This window comes from Providencia sp. PROV255 (genome assembly GCF_028478065.1).
Taxonomy (GTDB): Bacteria; Pseudomonadota; Gammaproteobacteria; order Enterobacterales; family Enterobacteriaceae; genus Providencia; species Providencia rettgeri.
Genome location: NZ_JAMPMI010000029.1, coordinates 1 through 16,702, shown reverse-complemented (window position 1 = coordinate 16,702; position 16,702 = coordinate 1). Strand labels below are relative to the sequence as shown.

14 protein-coding genes are annotated in these 16,702 nt (G+C 37.6%); 6 read left to right on the top strand and 8 right to left on the bottom strand.

Translation table 11 applies throughout. The annotated features are described in order from the left end of the window. Positions 1-122 precede the first annotated feature (122 nt). The 3 genes from PR725_RS21030 to PR725_RS21020 are packed head-to-tail and all read right to left on the bottom strand — an operon-like array spanning position 123 to position 3,829. Positions 123-1,691: an alpha/beta hydrolase-fold protein gene (locus PR725_RS21030; protein ID WP_272570375.1), complete on the bottom strand. Its 1,569-nt coding sequence runs from the start codon at positions 1,689-1,691 to the stop codon at positions 123-125. A gap of 58 nt (positions 1,692-1,749) precedes the next feature. Further along, on the bottom strand, positions 1,750-2,364 hold the full coding sequence (locus PR725_RS21025) for a DUF3156 family protein (protein WP_042851671.1): 615 nt from the start codon (positions 2,362-2,364) through the stop codon (positions 1,750-1,752). Beyond that, the gene (locus PR725_RS21020) at positions 2,339-3,829 is read right to left on the bottom strand and encodes an APC family permease (RefSeq protein ID WP_004914823.1); all 1,491 of its coding nucleotides are present in this window, start codon (positions 3,827-3,829) and stop codon (positions 2,339-2,341) included. The genes PR725_RS21025 and PR725_RS21020 overlap by 26 nt, the downstream gene beginning before the upstream one ends. 397 nt (positions 3,830-4,226) lie before the next feature. On the opposite strand from PR725_RS21020, the gene PR725_RS21015 reads away from it, so the two are divergent. Then, positions 4,227-4,889 carry a helix-turn-helix domain-containing protein gene (locus PR725_RS21015; RefSeq protein ID WP_109911828.1) on the top strand — a complete coding sequence of 221 codons (663 nt, stop codon included), beginning with the start codon at positions 4,227-4,229 and terminating at the stop codon, positions 4,887-4,889. Positions 4,890-5,034: 145 nt separating this feature from the next. On the opposite strand, the gene PR725_RS21010 is transcribed toward PR725_RS21015, so the two are convergent. The 4 genes from PR725_RS21010 to PR725_RS20995 all read right to left on the bottom strand — a co-directional run bounded on the left by PR725_RS21010 (position 5,035) and on the right by PR725_RS20995 (position 9,364). After that, positions 5,035-6,528 (bottom strand): aldehyde dehydrogenase family protein, encoded by a 1,494-nt coding sequence (locus tag PR725_RS21010; RefSeq protein WP_004914825.1) that lies wholly within the window; start codon positions 6,526-6,528, stop codon positions 5,035-5,037. A gap of 28 nt (positions 6,529-6,556) precedes the next feature. Then, positions 6,557-6,925 carry a cupin domain-containing protein gene (locus tag PR725_RS21005; protein ID WP_109911826.1) on the bottom strand — a complete coding sequence of 123 codons (369 nt, stop codon included), beginning with the start codon at positions 6,923-6,925 and terminating at the stop codon, positions 6,557-6,559. A 49-nt stretch (positions 6,926-6,974) separates the two neighbouring features. Then, positions 6,975-8,279: an NAD(P)/FAD-dependent oxidoreductase gene (locus PR725_RS21000; RefSeq protein WP_272570374.1), complete on the bottom strand. Its 1,305-nt coding sequence runs from the start codon at positions 8,277-8,279 to the stop codon at positions 6,975-6,977. Between the two features lie 341 nt (positions 8,280-8,620). Further along, complete coding sequence (locus tag PR725_RS20995) at positions 8,621-9,364, bottom strand: helix-turn-helix transcriptional regulator (protein ID WP_109911824.1); 744 nt, start codon at positions 9,362-9,364, stop codon at positions 8,621-8,623. A gap of 265 nt (positions 9,365-9,629) precedes the next feature. On the opposite strand from PR725_RS20995, the gene uriH reads away from it, so the two are divergent. After that, positions 9,630-10,574, top strand: a complete 945-nt coding sequence (gene uriH, locus PR725_RS20990; protein WP_004914829.1) for a uridine-preferring nucleoside hydrolase UriH — start codon at positions 9,630-9,632, stop codon at positions 10,572-10,574. Between the two features lie 43 nt (positions 10,575-10,617). Here uriH and PR725_RS20985 read toward each other — a convergent pair whose 3' ends face one another. Then, positions 10,618-11,604 (bottom strand): glycosyltransferase, encoded by a 987-nt coding sequence (locus PR725_RS20985; protein WP_272570373.1) that lies wholly within the window; start codon positions 11,602-11,604, stop codon positions 10,618-10,620. Positions 11,605-11,907: 303 nt separating this feature from the next. On the opposite strand from PR725_RS20985, the gene PR725_RS20980 reads away from it, so the two are divergent. From PR725_RS20980 to idi, 4 genes are all read left to right on the top strand, one after another. Continuing rightward, positions 11,908-12,822, top strand: coding sequence for a DUF808 domain-containing protein (locus tag PR725_RS20980; protein ID WP_240105913.1), 915 nt, complete (start codon positions 11,908-11,910; stop codon positions 12,820-12,822). A gap of 373 nt (positions 12,823-13,195) precedes the next feature. Continuing rightward, positions 13,196-14,953 (top strand): nitrate/nitrite two-component system sensor histidine kinase NarX, encoded by a 1,758-nt coding sequence (gene narX / locus PR725_RS20975; RefSeq protein WP_109911822.1) that lies wholly within the window; start codon positions 13,196-13,198, stop codon positions 14,951-14,953. An 18-nt stretch (positions 14,954-14,971) separates the two neighbouring features. Next, complete coding sequence (narL, locus tag PR725_RS20970) at positions 14,972-15,628, top strand: two-component system response regulator NarL (protein ID WP_004914835.1); 657 nt, start codon at positions 14,972-14,974, stop codon at positions 15,626-15,628. A gap of 145 nt (positions 15,629-15,773) precedes the next feature. Further along, positions 15,774-16,295 (top strand): isopentenyl-diphosphate Delta-isomerase, encoded by a 522-nt coding sequence (gene idi, locus PR725_RS20965; protein ID WP_004914838.1) that lies wholly within the window; start codon positions 15,774-15,776, stop codon positions 16,293-16,295. Positions 16,296-16,702: the final 407 nt, after the last annotated feature.

The following is a 16,702-nucleotide window of genomic DNA, read 5'->3' as shown; positions in this document are numbered from 1 at the left end:
GCATGCTAAAGGAGCTAGATGACAGTTGAATGACGCTTTTATGGCGAAATGAAGACGTTTGTCATAAATGTGAAAAAGCAGCTAAATATAAGCTGCTTGTTGTGAATCAGTGTTATGGCTATTTACCATTGTGACACAAGTTGATTTGTTCCCTCATAAAGCGTTTCACACCAAGAAACATAGTCGTGCCCGCTAGGTAACTCAATAGCATCAACTTGATAACCTTTGTGTTTTAGAACATCCAGTAATCGGTAGTGGTTCTGAATAATTCCCCCCCAACTACCGCGTTGTTCGAATAAGCCGGCCTCAAGGAAAAAACGGATAGGTTGCGTTGGTATAATTTCGATTTCACGAATTAACCACTCAGGGTCTTTATCTTTTGGAGCCCACCAATAAGATCCTGACATACTGATAACATTACCGAAGATTTCAGGATGTTGTAATGCATTCCATGTCGCGCCAATCCCACCATAACTGGAACCCGCAATAATCGTATGGCTTGCAGGCGCTTGAATTCCCATTTGTGCTAATTGAGGCATAAGCTCATCTGCCAGCAACTTAGGAAAGGCATCATTTGGGGGAAGCTCATCCCCACGACGCTCTGAATTTATGCTATCAACAAATATAATATTCATAGCTGGAAAACTCCCCTGATTCATCCACTTATCAAAGAATTTCTCCATTTGATAGTTTTGCTGGTAAATTTGCCCATCCAATAGCAACAATAACGCCGGTGTTTCCATTGGTACATTAGGCTGATAAACCGTTATTTTTCTTTCGTTTTTTAATATTTGACTCACCAACGTAAAAGTCTCTAAACGGCCTTTAATCTGCCGATTTTCTACATCAGGAAAGTGACACTGGCGTATGTTCGGTGCCAATGATAACAACGAAAAACGATTATATTTATCGACATTTAGGGAAGGAATAACGTGAGAATTATATGGGTCAGACTGCGCGGTGACTAGAATTGCTTTACGTTGAGCAAAACCGCCTTCCGGTACAGAAGGGATATCTGGTGCAATTTTATATTGCGATAACGTATCATTAGGGATGATAAAAGAACGATACCAAATATCCGTTCCCGCCAAATGGGCCATTCTTTCGTGATTACCTGACGGCGCACCTAAAATATAGGCGTTTGCTTTCGCGCCACGCCAAAGGAATGTCACCCGTTTTTGTCTATTTGAAAAATCTTCAACCAGTGGCGTTCCTTGCGCGGCAACGGCTTGCCAAAATGCGCTTGTATCACCATTTTGATAATATTCATCCAATAAACTTTGCAGCTTAGGAGTAACCGGTTCATTATCCTTTTTAATGGCTAAAGGCTGGTACTGGGTGACATCAAACTTTAATTGCCAAGGTTTACCCGGCTCACCATTCAACGCTAAATAATAAACCCCATTTTTTGATACTAAATAATCCGCACTATGAGGTTCTTGTACTGAACCGTACTCATGCAATGCACGCACTGGCTGTTTATTGGAATCCAATAATAGAACCTTGGAAAGACCTTCACCGCGTTGTTTTATAAAATCTTGCTGCGATACTTCAAAAGATAAGCAGCTATGACCTTCGCTATCATGTACCCCTTCAGCAAAGGAAAGCTCAGATAAACGTATACAGTCAGCGTGTGTTGCCATCACCGCAGAAGAAAACAACATACAACCTAAAAGAGGCAAAGATTTCACATCAAATTCCAGTGAGTCAATTGATAATAATTATTACTATCAAAAAACTCTTTTAAACTCAATGGCTCACAGCACGTTTTTCCACCAGTTGGTTAATTAACTGCAGCGCACTCAATAAATAATAGCGTTGTTTTTTTATTAATCTCAAATAACGGCGAGTCGCGGGAATGCGGCTCACCATTTCTGATGCCGTGTAAGGCTCAATTTCACAACGCCAACGACCTCGGCTAAACTCTATCTCGCAATGATTAAATTCCAGCTCTTCTAATGTTTGCCTAATAATTGGGTACTCATTCAGCCATTCAATAACTTTCTGCCCATCCATCTGCTTCGAAACAAAATGGATATGCTTCTTCTTTATAGTCCCACGGGTTTTTACTTCAATTTTTGCATTGATACTATCTGTACATTGGCCAGATACCGCAAAACGGCTATACACAATAAAAGCGAGAAACAATTTTCTTGGCCGTTCAGTCACCTCAATCGTTAATTCGGGTTGAGGCTGCACATGAAGCACTCCGGGAGCCCCCCACTCACATGGATAAGGCGCCATGTCCTTCTCAACACGGTTAAGAGTCAATCCTGTTTGATATCCGGCAGGCAAACGTTGCTGGGTAAACTTACCGATTTTCTTCCACAAAGACGGTTTAGGCGAGGTTACGTAATGGCTCAAGTTGGCCTCCTTCCATTTCTTCATCAGCGAAGGAATTAGATAAAACGTATTCAACATCCACAGGTTTAAATGGGTTCACTTTCTGTACAAAAACGGTCCAAATTAATGCATATCCGGCTGTTAAACCTAACATAATGGCAAAAGGAATATAGATATCCGATTTATTCATGCCTGGTGGAGTGATATACACAATCGCTAAAATAATCCCGACACTCGAAATAATTTGCGGTATAGGGAAAAAAGGCGAACGATAGGCTCGATGTAAGTCAGGTCGACGAATACGCAATAACACTACTGAAATCGTTACCAGCAAGTAAGCCGTACCCCAAGAACACACCGCCGCCAGTACCAATGGAATGATACGATCAAGGTCGCCTTGAATAGCAAAAGCGTGCAAACATGGGATCATCACAGCTACTAAAATACCGAATACTGGAGTTTTAAAACGAGGGTGCAAATAAGCAAAGATGCGTGGTAATGCCCCATCAAGAGCCATTCCATAAAGAATGCGAGGAACCGCTGCCATTAACGTATTGATGGTCGCTCCACCAGCCAGTAATAACGCGATACCTATCCAGTATTTACCAAACTCACCCATAACAATTTCGGCGAATGCAGGGATTGCCATCGGTGTTTCAAGTAAACGCGTACCTGTCAGCGGGTCAACGACCACATTTTCCACTTGGTTCGCTAGCGCTGCACCGAATAACACCATACAGAGTGCGACACAAAATAAACCTGTTGTCATCGCACGGGGAATCACTTTCGCGGAATTTTTAATTTCAGGAGCCATTGGGGTTACTAGCTCACAACCAACAAACATGAACATTGCCATACCAACAAAGCTCAGTATTAGTGTTGGGTCCGTATTGAGTGGCTGACCAAACCAGCCGTCCATATCCACATGAAATGGCAACAACAAACCACTCACACTAAAAATTACTAACGTGGACCACATGGCAAATGTCAGTACAACCTCGACCTTACCAAAGGCTTCAATACCAAATGCATTTAAGATACCAAACGTGACAACCAACCCAACACCAACCATCCAAGATGAGTTACTGGTCTCTAAGACCGTGTTGAGATGCTCAAAATTAACGAGAGCCATAATCCCTGACAGAATAGTTTCGGCAGTTCCTGCAAACACATGCACAATCAAGTAAGCCGAAAGCGCACCTGTTATCGCCCAAAAGCGTCCCATCCCACAAGAGATATAGTCATATACTGAGCCTGACGTTGGGAGAATGGCCGCAGCCTCCGAAAATGTAGTTAACTGAGCTTGCATCATGATGAAACTGAGTAGCACCGCTAAGGCAAACGTATCGCCACCGATGCCGAATCCACTCGTGACGGTTAAAATAACAGGACTGGCCATAATCAAACCAGCAGAACTCGCCAAGGTGGTCGGAAAGCCAACTTTCCCTTTTTCTAAATGTGTCGACAATTTTGAGGATAAATTCATCTTGCTTCCCTCTCACTCTCTACCTAGCTATTAATGTGAATTTTTTGTAAAAATAAAGTGGTTTCATATCCACTATAGAAATAAGCTTAAATCCACTGCTATCGTTCTAAAGGACGATACCCAGAGAGAGGGGAAATAAAGTATAGCTCGCGAAAAGTACCCATATTTTTAAAAACAAAAAAAATAATTAAAGTAATATCAATATGTAACAAACAAACCACTTGTTAATATATTAATAAATATCTTTCTAAAGATACCAAAAAGCAGCAAATCAATATTCATGAGGTTTTCATGAGTTTTAAATACTGCTATCAACTTCACGTTATTAATATGTTTATTTTATGTTAAATCCATTAAGAGGCATGATAATAATTCGATTAGTACACAAGGGAATATGATGAATTCACCATTATTCGAGCCTCATCAACAAACATTGATTGATTGCTGCCTAAATACCATTGCGCATATTATTCCGGTTTCTGCATTGGTGTATTACCTCGTGAATGATCATTGCCAACCAGATAACTACGTTCTTCACGGGATACCGGCAAAAATGCATGAAGAGTATCTCGCTTATTTTCACCAATTAGATCCTTTACACCCTGACCATTTTCGCAGCGATGATTTACGCTTAGTGAGAATGGATTCTGAAATACGCCAGCAGAATCAAGCTTTTTTCCATGATTTTATGCAACCAAATAACATGACTGATATGGCGGAAATATTTATTCGTCGTAAAAATAAAATTATTGCGGGGATTTCGGTGCTGCGAGACAGCCCATTTAGCCAACAAGAAATCATGCGATTAAATACTATTTTACCTGTCGCTGAGCTGATGACATTTGATGTACTACCTGATTCCTTAGTGGCTTATACCCCCAAAGAACAAGAAATTATCCATTTAGTACGAGAAGGCGCGAGCAATAAGCGAATTGCATTATTACTGGGGGTTTCGCTATCAACAGTGAAGACTCACTTACGCAATATCTTCACTAAAGCAAATGTGACTAACCGAACCGAGCTTGTTTCATCCGGGTTTATCATTCACCAAGAAAAATGACAGTAAATCTAACGACCACCCGCCGTGGATAAACATCCACAATAGCTTTGTCTTTGAATTGATTAATAAGCCATAGTATCTATCAAATATAAAAAACCCGGCACGATGGCCGGGAAATGTTGATTAATTGAATATAAATTGAACACTAATAACGCACCATGACAGACTTTAACTCTGTGTAATACTCAATAAAGGCACTACCAAATTCACGACCAATACCTGATGACTTAATGCCACCAAATGGCACTGCGGGGTCAAGGAAGGTATGCATATTCACCCATACCGTTCCCGCTTCAATGCGTGAAATCATACGCATTGCTTTACTAAGATCATTTGTCCATAAACTCGCAGCTAAACCAAACGGAGTGCTATTCATCATCTCAATAAGTTCTTCTTCGTCATCGTAACTCAAGAAAGTCCCTATTGGCCCAAATGTTTCCTCTTTCATCAATACATCATCTGGGCTATTAGCACGAATAATGGTTGGAGGCACAAAGTACCCAGCGCCTGCAATGGGTTGGCCACCATAAATAATTTCACTACCCTCTTGGCGAGCTTTTTCAAACAAACCTAAGATTTTTTCGTAATGCGCTTTATTGGCCAGCGGCCCCATCTCGGTTGTTTCATCCAATGGAGAACCGACTTTCATCGCAGACAAACGCGTTTTTAGTTGCGCTAATACTTCATCCATCAATTTAGATGGAATATAGAACCGCTCAGCAGCCGCGCAAATTTGCCCTTGATTTAGATACCCCGCTTCAATAATCCCATTAACAATTTTTTCAACCGGAAGGTCAGCTAAGAATGCAGCACCATTTTTCCCACCAAGCTCCAGTGTTACTCGGGTTAATTTACCTTCCATTGCTGAACGCCCTACCGCCAGCCCAGTCGGTACAGACCCCGTAAATGTCACTTTAGAACAAAGTGGATGATGAATCAGTGCCGGCCCAACTTCACGACCACCACCATTTACGATATTAATTACACCGTCAGGAATTCCCGCCTCTTTTGCCAATTCCACCACTCTTAGCATAGTTAGTGGAGTAAATTCACTTGGTTTCAACACAATCGTACAGCCACATGTTAAAGCAGCCGCTAATTTCCAAATGGAAATCATAATAGAAAAGTTCCAAGGAATAATACCAGCCACAACACCAACAGGTTCACGCTGGGTAAATGCAGAATATTTCTCACCATTAAAAGAAGGCAATGAAACATTCAATGTTTCCCCGCTGATTTTAGTCGCCCAACCGGCAAAATAACGCAAAAACTGCGCAGATGACCCCACTTCAAGAAAACGAGATAATTGAATGGTTTTACCTGAGCATAACGTCTCTAACTGGGCTAATTCTTCAAGGTGCTTTTCAAGCAAGTCAGCAAGGCGGTTTAAGCAATTCCCTCTTTCCATTGGTGTCGTGTTTGCCCAAACTCCTTTAAATGCAGCATGAGCCGCATCCATTGCGGCATCAACTTCCGCTAAAGTTCCTTCTTTTACTTTAGCAATAACCTGTTCAGTGGCTGGGTTAACAACATCAAAAAAAGTATCGCCTTTGCCAGAAACCGGTAACCCGTTGATAAAATGACCGTGCTGACGCTTCAAAAACTCACTGACTTCTGGTAATAGGGTTAACTCGCTCATTGTTATCACTCCACTCAATAGAAATTAATTAGGCATTTACACAAGCTAAGTAATGTTTTACGAAGCGTGGTGTATCAATTTCCCATAAAACTTCGGTACCTTTCGCGGCAAACCAGGTATCGCCTTTATGGTATTCAACCGTCACACCGGTTTTCACATCCGTTAACTTCACCGAACCTTCGTGGACTGTCGCCATTTCATCAAATGGATATACCATTTTGAACTTGCCTTTAGTACAAGCAAAAATACCGCAGGTCAGGTTATCCGTTGGTTCACCGTGGATCATTGCAACACTCGCTTGAGGATCGCCTTCAACAACCACAGAGCCTAAATTTGTCACGCTACCAACATTCAATAACTCAGGTAGTGGTTTATTTAACAGTAATGGACTAATCATAATTTTTACCTTTAATCGATTTTAATAAACTAATTAGGTGGATAACGAATTAGCGACGACCTTGCCAATAACCGGATGTCTGATGCATTATTTTTGCCAACGAAACAATCACATTACGCAGACTATCTTTACCAATAATATTGGCGTGCGGGATAGAACTCATTAAGTCATAACGATGAGAACCTTCCACCATCCCTTCAGCAAGAACTTTGCACACAATCTGGCTTGGCGTAACACCAAAACCTGAATAGCCCTGTGCATAAAACACATTTTTGTGTTGTGGTAATGAACCAATTTGTGGAAATAAATTTGCACTACATGCCATTGGTCCACCCCAAGCTAATTCAATTTTGACGTCTTTGAGGTAAGGAAAGACTTTTAGCATTAAATTACGATTCCATGCTTTAAGATCAGACGGAATATATTCAAGAAAATGAGTGGAACTGCCAAATAATAGGCGATTCTCATTCGTCACCCGGTAGTAATCTATTACAGGACGAATATCACTATAAGCACCACGAATTGGGCTAATTTGCTCGATTAATTCATCAGGTAGCTCTTCCGTCATTAATTGATATGCGTAAGTATTAATAGTTTTAGGGTAAATCGTCGGCTCAAGGCCATTTAAAAATGAATCGCAAGCCCACAGCATTTTCTGTGCTTTAACTGTTCCCATCGCAGTTCTGACTTTGATGGTATTACCATATTCCACATTTAATACTTGGCTATTTTCAAATATTTTAGCGCCATATATTTCACTAATCGCTTTCGCTTCACCCAATAATAAATTCAATGAATGAACATGACCGCCACCCATGTGTTTGATCCCACAGGTATAAGCATCAGAATCAATAATCTGTTTTAGTTCTGAGCCACTGTAAAACTCAATTTCTTCATCAGGATCAACTGACTTAAAATCTTTTAGCCAACTGCGTAAGGTTTTTTCTTGGCGCTTATTACTACCTAAGTATGCGTAACCACGGCAAAAATCTGCATCAATATCATATTTAGCGATACGATCACGCATGATCCCTGCGCCCATATTACTGAGTTTAAAAATCGTTTCTAAACCCTCTGGCCCGACATATTTTTTGATTGCATCGATATCATGGCCAATGCCCGCCATTACTTGCCCGCCATTACGCCCTGAACCACCGTAGCCAAGGTGCCGTCCTTCCAAAATAGCGATATTGGTAATCCCTTTCTCACACAGCTCAAGCGCAGTATGGATCCCAGAAAAACCACCACCAATAATCACCACATCAACATCAAGATCTTCCTTTAGCGTAGGAAAACGTAAGTCATACTTTTTAGTTGCTGCATAGTAAGTCAATGATTCTACTTGGTTATTCATTATGGATACCCTATTTAGTATCTTTCGATAACTCGATTATCTTAACCTTACATTAACAATTACATAGCCCTTTAGGGACATTCGAAACATAAAGTTAACAATTGTGACGCAAGTAGAATATTTAAATAATAATAAAATTTTAAAAAAAATAAAAAAACAATCTAAAAATCAAATAATTAATAAACCATTCTTATATTAATAATAATGATTGTTAATTTAATTTTAGTTCATACAAATCATCTAGACAAAAATAAAAAAAATAATGCAGCAATAAAAAAGATAACAAGCTATAAAATGCTATTAAATCATTAGGTTAAAATAAATATAAAAACACATTATACTTAGCTTAACCTATTCATTAATAAGTTAAATAATTCAACCTGTGAATTAATATTTAGTTTTTGATAGATATTTTTACGATGATTTTTCACTGTTCCTAAACTAATGAAAAGCATCTGTGCAATTTGTGGTGAACCTTTACCTGCTAAGATTAATTCGACAACTTCACACTCTCTTGGTGTCAGCCCAAATCGTGTTTGCATATCAGTATTTTGATGGTGGTTCGACACCGAAGAAGGAGAAACATCTTTATGAAGTTTCACCATACTACGAATGATATCGAAGGCGTCTTTAAGGGGCGCTTGCGTATATTTTCCCGAGAAAAAAGGCCTATCTTCATTACCAAAAAAAATGCCTAATTGCCTGTCAGTTGAAATATCTAATAACAACCCAGCTTCATCACACCACCCTGTCTTACGATAAAAATTGAGATAATAATCTGTATGATAAAATCCTTTAGGTGCGAGTTCTTTTAGTGTTAATACTTTGGAAGCGCCTCCCTTTTGGATTTCTTGGTAGAATGGATCCATTAAATAAGCACCTCGTTGATAGATTCTGTTAATACTATCGCTATTACGGCGCTCTACTTTGGAAAGAAATCGGGGTGGAGCTCCTTTTTCAAAGGAGTAAACAATCGCATTATCGAATGCAATAAGTGAAGATAACCATGATAATAAATTAGGATAAAACTGGTTAGTTGCAACAGAATCAATGACATCAGGTAATTTTTCCAGATAGTTCTCCATTCTGCCTCCACAATTATTAACTAATTAATAAACCCCCTCTAGGCGGCTTCATTTATATTGCTTAAAACTTCATAAAGAACACATTATCTTTATAAACTCAACACGATTGTTATTAATATGTTAATCACATCACTCTATATTAGTAACCCTAATGAATAATTTCATTACATTAGTATTCATAAAAATAGAACTTACATCACATAAAAATAAATTTATCCATATATTATGTTAATTAAAAGTAAATAACCTAATAAAAGGAGAAATAATGTCTAGCAATAAAATTATTATCGATTGTGACCCTGGCCATGATGATGCAATGGCAATTTTCTTAGCATTAGGCAATTCAAATGTAGAGTTACTTGCGGTAACGACGGTTGTCGGAAACCAAACTTTAGACAAAGTTACTTATAATGCACGCGCAATTATGGAATTCGTTAGTGCAAATGATATCCCTATCGCTGCTGGTTGCTCTAGGCCATTAGTGAGAACAATACAGACTGCCCCAGAAGTTCATGGAACAACAGGACTGGACGGCACTCACCTCCCTGAACCCAAATTACCTATTGACCAACGACACGCTGTGGACTTAATTATTGATACGCTGAAGTCACATCCCTCTAAAACGGTTACTCTCGTACCTATCGGAGGACTCACAAATATTGCTTTAGCCGTGAGGAAAGCACCTGAAATTGTAGAATTAGTAAAAGAAGTTGTTTTAATGGGAGGAGGCTACCATACGGGCAACCGTACTGCAGTCGCCGAATTCAATATCCTTATAGACCCTGAAGCTGCTCATATCGTGTTTAATGAAACTTGGCCTATCACTATGATTGGGTTAGACCTTACACACCAAGCAAGGCCAGACGACCAAATAATGGAAGCAATTGCAGCGTTAAATACACCTGTAAGTGACTTTGTTGTTGAATCTCTAAATTACTACACGGCAGGTTACCGTAGACGTAATGGCTATACTGACCACGCCCCGGTTCACGACCTATGCGCTGTTGCTTATGTTATCGACCCATCCATAATGGAAACGATTAAGGCTCCAATTGATATCGAGCTACAAGGCGCTCTAACAACAGGTATGACAGTGACTGACTTTCGCCATCCAGCTAAAGCAGATTGCCACACACAAGTCGCCACAACATTAAATAACCCTCAGTTATGGGATATGTTTATTGCTTCTCTAAAGCAACTAGAAAAATAAAAACAAAAAGGTAGCCTATAAAAACAGCTACCTTTTCAGAAGATTATGATTTGATAATTTCTTTTAACTTAGTGTAGCGTCTAATTAATCGCCATTTTAATTTTACTGTTGTTGCATGCGCCCACACTATTTGCCAATAACCCTTATCAAAAAATAGTTGTACCATTTCCTTCTGTACATCGGGTGATTTAATGGCTAATAGCGCTTGAATCACCCCCAAACCTTCCTTTCCTACCTGCCATAAGCAAGCTGGTGCCTGTTTAACTTGTTCAGGATAACGCTGGTAAATATTTAGCAGCATATCAATAATCTTCAAATACGTTTTTATCTTGCGGACAGAGCGTTCATCACCACTTAATGAATGCGAAACAGATTGGTTATGGATTAAATATCGGTAGTATTGTTCATTAATAAATTGCACGCGCTTCGCCACGAGTAAGACTTCCGTCGTCCAAGGAATGTCTTGATGATGTAACTTAGGCTCAAAGAAAAATTTGTGTTGGCGCAACATGTCCAAACGATATAAATTCAGCCAAGTTACATGCAGAAACTTGCGTGAACTTAAGCCAATTTCAAGCCATTCAGGGCCTGAAATTACCCCAGTTGACGGGACTTTATTCGGTGGGAAAATTGCCTTTGGTGCATCACCATTAGTATAAACATAAGTTCCATTACAGGTTGCAACATCGAGGTCATTTGATAATGCTATTTCTAATAAACGCCCATACATTTGAGGGCTAATTTCATCGTCAATATCAGGGAATGTAATATATTTTCCCGTAGCCTCTACCATCCCCGTATTACGGGCAACTGATACGCCTTGGTTCTCTTGATAAAGCACTTTTAAATGTACAAATTTATCTGAGTAAGACTTAATGATGTCTTCACTTTTATCTTTAGAACCATCATTAACAACGATCAACTCCCAATTTTCTAACTTTTGCGCGATTAAGCTATCAAAAAACTGAGGTAGAAATTTTTCACCATTATATACAGCAACGACAATACTCAAAACTGGCTGAGAAGACATGTATTAACCCTATACCAATCTATTAAAAATTATTCATAAGCTAAATAATTAAACCAAATATAAAGCAAAGTAGCAGATAGCAATATGTCACTTCATGTTACTTCACTAAAATTAATAAGTTAGAAAAGAAAAAATCACATTGGTTCCATTGTCATAAAAATTTAATAATTTAAAATTCAGATTTATCAATCTGCAATGGAATTATCTTATTTGTAAGTATGATTTATATTGTAATGAACTAATTATCCATTAATTGACCTAATAAACATTAATGACACCTTAAAAAATATTGAGGATATTCTTGTGGCTGGAAGTAGCTTACTCACATTACTTGATGATATTGCCGCTGTACTAGACGATGTTTCCGTCATGACAAAAATGGCTGCCAAAAAAACATCCGGAGTTTTAGGTGATGACCTCGCACTAAACGCCCAGCAAGTTACAGGGGTTCGCGCAGAAAGAGAAATTCCTGTTGTTTGGGCCGTCGCTAAAGGGTCATTTGTTAATAAATTAATACTTGTTCCTTTAGCGTTGTTAATCAGTGCGTTTATCCCTTGGGCTATCACACCTCTACTCATGATTGGTGGAGCCTATCTTTGTTTTGAAGGAGCAGAAAAAATCACTCATAAGCTATTGCATTCTAATGCAAAAGATTCTACTCCCCAACACCAATTGCAATTATCAGCAGAAGAACTTAAGGAATTTGAAAGTAAAAAAATCAAAGGAGCTATTCGAACCGATTTTGTTTTATCAGCTGAAATTATTGCCATCACACTCGGCATTGTTTCCACTACCTCTTTTATCAACCAAGTAGCCGTACTCTCTATCATTGCTATCGTGATGACTGTCGGTGTGTATGGCTTAGTTGCAGGTATTGTGAAATTAGATGACTTAGGCTTTTATTTACAGAAGAAAACCTCTTCTTTATTAAAAAAATGTGGTAATGCCTTAATTTATGCGACTCCTTATCTCATGAAAACATTATCTATTGTAGGAACAGCTGCGATGTTTATGGTCGGTGGAGGTATCCTAACGCACGGTATCAGCTATATTTCAGAATGGATTACCGAAATATCATTTACCGCAACCTTAACACCTATCATTGGTAGTACTATGCAGTTTGTCTTACCGACTATAATTAATTTATGTTTTGGGCTAGTAACCGGCCTAATCCTTGTCGCGATAATCTCACTATTCAAAAAATTTAAAAAAGCCTAAAACAAAAAGATAGCTCTATCGATTAGAGCTATCTTTCTTCCTGCCATTCGATAGTTTTTCAGTAACATTTTTCGGTGTATATTATTTTACACATTGATTTTCATCGATATTTAAACTGATCTAAATCAAAGGAAATTCATCTTTAATTTAAGCTATAATACGTATCCCCATTCCAGACTAAACCAAATTTAATCTTATATATCAATAAATAAAAGTACAAAACTTAAAGAGAAATTTTATTTTCTATTTTCTATTTTGTTATAACACCAGAAAATTACTACCAAAGTAGTATATTTAATATTCGCCCCTTTATGAACAATACTAGAACTATGCATTTTAAGTTCGCTAGCACGACTCTTTAAGGAAGTGACACATGCCCACACTGTATCGTCGATTTTCAATTATTAACCAAGTGATCGGCCTTATGCTACTTATTGCGATCTTAGGAATTATTGGGATGACGATTTCTAATCGAATGATTATAAGTGTACAAGGTAATGCTCACGCAATAAATAAATCAGGTTCACTACGAATGCAGAGCTACAGATTGCTTTCTCTCGTCCCTCTGAACACTCAAAATCAGCGTTATCTCGACGCATTAGAATCTGACCTCATTAGCCCAGAACTGACTCAAGTTGTAAAAATTGAAAGCTTAACACCTCAATTTGATGAGCTCTATAATTACTGGTTACATATCTTACGACCTTCATTAATGGAAGCAAATACGCCTAACGATGCAAGGTACGAAGTTATATCATTTGTAAGTAAACTTGATGAATTGGTTCATAATATTGATGAGAAAACAGAAAGAAAGATTGCTTATGTAGCTATGACACAACTGATTTTTATTAGCTTAGTATTCTTATTACTTATGGGAACCATCTGGCACTTAAGAAGAAAAATTTATTACCCATGGGTTAAATTATTATCAATGGTCAATGCGATTGGGCGAAAAGATTTTAGCCAACGCTACCCTAAAAATAATAGGCAAGATGAGTTAAACGCATTAGGAGAAACGCTGAATCAAATGTCAGATGAATTAGCGCTAAGCTATCATCAACTTGAAGAAAGAGTTGCAGAAAAAACTGCAGATTTAATCACAAAAAATAAAGTGTTATCTTATTTATATCAATCAAACCAAATTCTTCATTCATCAGATCCCCTCTATTTGCGATTACAAAAAGTCCTTATTGAACTAGAAAACATTACCATACTCAAAAATCTAAGTTTACGGTTGTATGAAGAAAGTAATGAAGCCTATTTTCATGAAATATGTTGCCATTCAACCGGATTATCTGAAGAGAAGACAACGAAGCTAAAACAACAAATTTCAATCGATAAACCTCTCAGCTTACAATGGGATTTATCAGACAATATGCATCGTTATGGCGTTATTATTGGTGAGATTGAAGATAATCAAATACTTTCAGACGAACAAAACAACCTCGTTTCTGTTCTAGCAAAACAAATCTCTGGTATGCTCGCGATGGAGCACCAAATAGAACAACAACAACAGTTGCTTATCATGGATGAACGTTCTGCAATTGCACGCGAACTTCATGACTCTATCGCTCAGTCTTTATCTTGTTTGAAAATGCAAATTAGCTATCTGCAATTACAGCCTGAGCCATTACCAGAAAAACCTCAACAGCTTTTAACAGAAATGCGCAGCGAAATTAATACCGCATATAGCCAACTGAGAGAGCTATTAACCACATTTAGGCTTAAATTAATGGAACCTGGCCTACTTCCCTCATTAGAAAGTACCATTAATGAATTTAGCGAACGTATGGGGTATACAGTAACCTTAAACTACGACCTACCCGCAAAGAGTATTTCACCACACCAATCTATTCATATTATACAAATCGTCCGAGAAGCATTAACTAATATTCTAAAACATGCTAATGCAACATCGGCTGAGGTTTCATTAAACCAGTATGATGGTATTGTTACTATTACCATTATCGACGATGGTGCAGGGATCACGTCAAACACTGATAAACTTAATCATTATGGGCTTATTATTATGAGAGAAAGAGCATTAAGCCTTAATGGTAATTGTTGTATTACACCTAGGCCTCAAGGTGGAACAGAGGTAAAAGTTACCTTTCCTTTATCTGACGCTTAACATACCGGAAAATCATCTATGGAAAATACAAATATAGTAAACGAAAAATCAACCATTCTACTTATTGATGATCATCCGATGCTAAGAAATGGAGTCAAACAATTGATTAGTTTGGAATCTTCATTACAAGTTATCGGTGAAGCAGGAGATGGTAAAACAGGTATACAGATCGCTGAAGAGCAAGATCCTGATCTTATTTTACTGGATCTCAACATGCCTGGAATGAATGGTTTTGAAACTCTTGATGAACTTAGAAAGCGAGAACTATCCGGTAGGATTATTCTTTTTACTGTTTCTAATTATAGTGATGATTTAGTCAATGCACTAAAAAGAGGTGCTGATGGCTATTTGCTTAAAGATATGGAGCCTGAAGAGCTTATAGTCGCCCTAAAAGAAGCCGCTAGCGGTAAGTTAGTTGTTAGCCCAACATTAGCATCTGTACTTGCTGAATCACTCAGAGACAATACCACACAGGATGATAATAATATAACTTCATTAACACCAAGGGAAGCCGATATTCTAGAGCTGATATCACAAGGCTTATCAAATAAAATGATAGCTCGTAAACTAGATATCGCAGAAAGCACAGTAAAAGTACATGTTAAACATTTACTTAAAAAGCTCAATTTAAAATCAAGGGTTGAAGCCGCTGTTTGGGTGTTACAACAAAAATAATTTTTAATCTCACAGCTATATAAGCTTATGATAGCTGTGAGCTTTGAAAAAATCATGTTAACTAATAAACAGCTCTAATATGCAAACTTATATTTTTAATTATACTAAACTAGTGTAATAATTTTTATGATGGAAAATAGTATAAATGGAAGATGAATTAATTTTAGTTAATGAACATGATGAACCTGTTGGTGTTATGTCAAAATTATTGGCACATCAACTCGGTTATCTACATCGAGCATTTTCAGTATTTATCTTTAATGAGCAAAATGAGCTATTAATTCAACAACGGGCACTTCATAAATATCATTCAGCAGGGCAATGGGCAAATTCTTGCTGTAGTCACCCTAAACCTAATGAGGATACTCAGAAAGCTGCTGAACGTAGGCTTCAAGAGGAGCTAGGCTTTGTCACCCCATTAACATATGTGGGTTCCTTAATTTATAAAGCTGATGTTCAGGGAGGCTTAATTGAACATGAATATGACCATATTTTTATTGGTTATTACAACCAATATATTCAACCAAATAGGGATGAAGTTTCATCTATACGGTGGGTAAGTCTTCCTCAATTAAAACAAGAGATCGTTCTTACGCCTGAAATATTTACACCATGGTTTAAAAAAATATTGGAAGAATTTCCTTTATTAAATATTTTAAATAAATGAGTTTGTAATATTTTAATTTTTAAGACACCATTCAAATCATAAAAAAATTTATATAATATTACATATCATAAAGATATATTATAGATGAGAAAATAATTTAATTATCAGTTTCATATAAATAAATAGTGCTAGTTTAATCTCAATTCTCAACGTAGGCTAACTAATCTTTTCCATTGAATTATTTTCAATACTAAATATTGTCATTATTATTTATTCATTGAATATAATTACATTATTAATAAACTTTACTGGTATATTTCTATAGTAAGTAATCACTTAAAACTTACTGCGGCCTTATTCACTATATTTTATTCCTTCTTTTACCCGATATATTTTTAATCCTATAATAAGTGAGCTATTACTCACTACCTTATCCCCTCAATCGCATTCCCCCCTGAATACTCAGA

What these genes read in the sequence shown, in the direction of transcription:
- PR725_RS20985 (WP_272570373.1), bottom strand. Translation starts at nt 11,604, where the DNA reads ATGTCTTCTCAGCCAGTTTTGAGTATTGTCGTTGCTGTATATAATGGT.
- idi (WP_004914838.1), top strand. Translation starts at nt 15,774, where the DNA reads ATGGAAGATGAATTAATTTTAGTTAATGAACATGATGAACCTGTTGGT.
- uriH (WP_004914829.1), top strand. Translation starts at nt 9,630, where the DNA reads ATGTCTAGCAATAAAATTATTATCGATTGTGACCCTGGCCATGATGAT.
- PR725_RS21020 (WP_004914823.1), bottom strand. Translation starts at nt 3,829, where the DNA reads ATGAATTTATCCTCAAAATTGTCGACACATTTAGAAAAAGGGAAAGTT.
- PR725_RS21010 (WP_004914825.1), bottom strand. Translation starts at nt 6,528, where the DNA reads ATGAGCGAGTTAACCCTATTACCAGAAGTCAGTGAGTTTTTGAAGCGT.
- narX (WP_109911822.1), top strand. Translation starts at nt 13,196, where the DNA reads ATGCCCACACTGTATCGTCGATTTTCAATTATTAACCAAGTGATCGGC.
- PR725_RS20995 (WP_109911824.1), bottom strand. Translation starts at nt 9,364, where the DNA reads ATGGAGAACTATCTGGAAAAATTACCTGATGTCATTGATTCTGTTGCA.
- PR725_RS21005 (WP_109911826.1), bottom strand. Translation starts at nt 6,925, where the DNA reads ATGATTAGTCCATTACTGTTAAATAAACCACTACCTGAGTTATTGAAT.
- narL (WP_004914835.1), top strand. Translation starts at nt 14,972, where the DNA reads ATGGAAAATACAAATATAGTAAACGAAAAATCAACCATTCTACTTATT.
- PR725_RS21015 (WP_109911828.1), top strand. Translation starts at nt 4,227, where the DNA reads ATGAATTCACCATTATTCGAGCCTCATCAACAAACATTGATTGATTGC.
- PR725_RS21000 (WP_272570374.1), bottom strand. Translation starts at nt 8,279, where the DNA reads ATGAATAACCAAGTAGAATCATTGACTTACTATGCAGCAACTAAAAAG.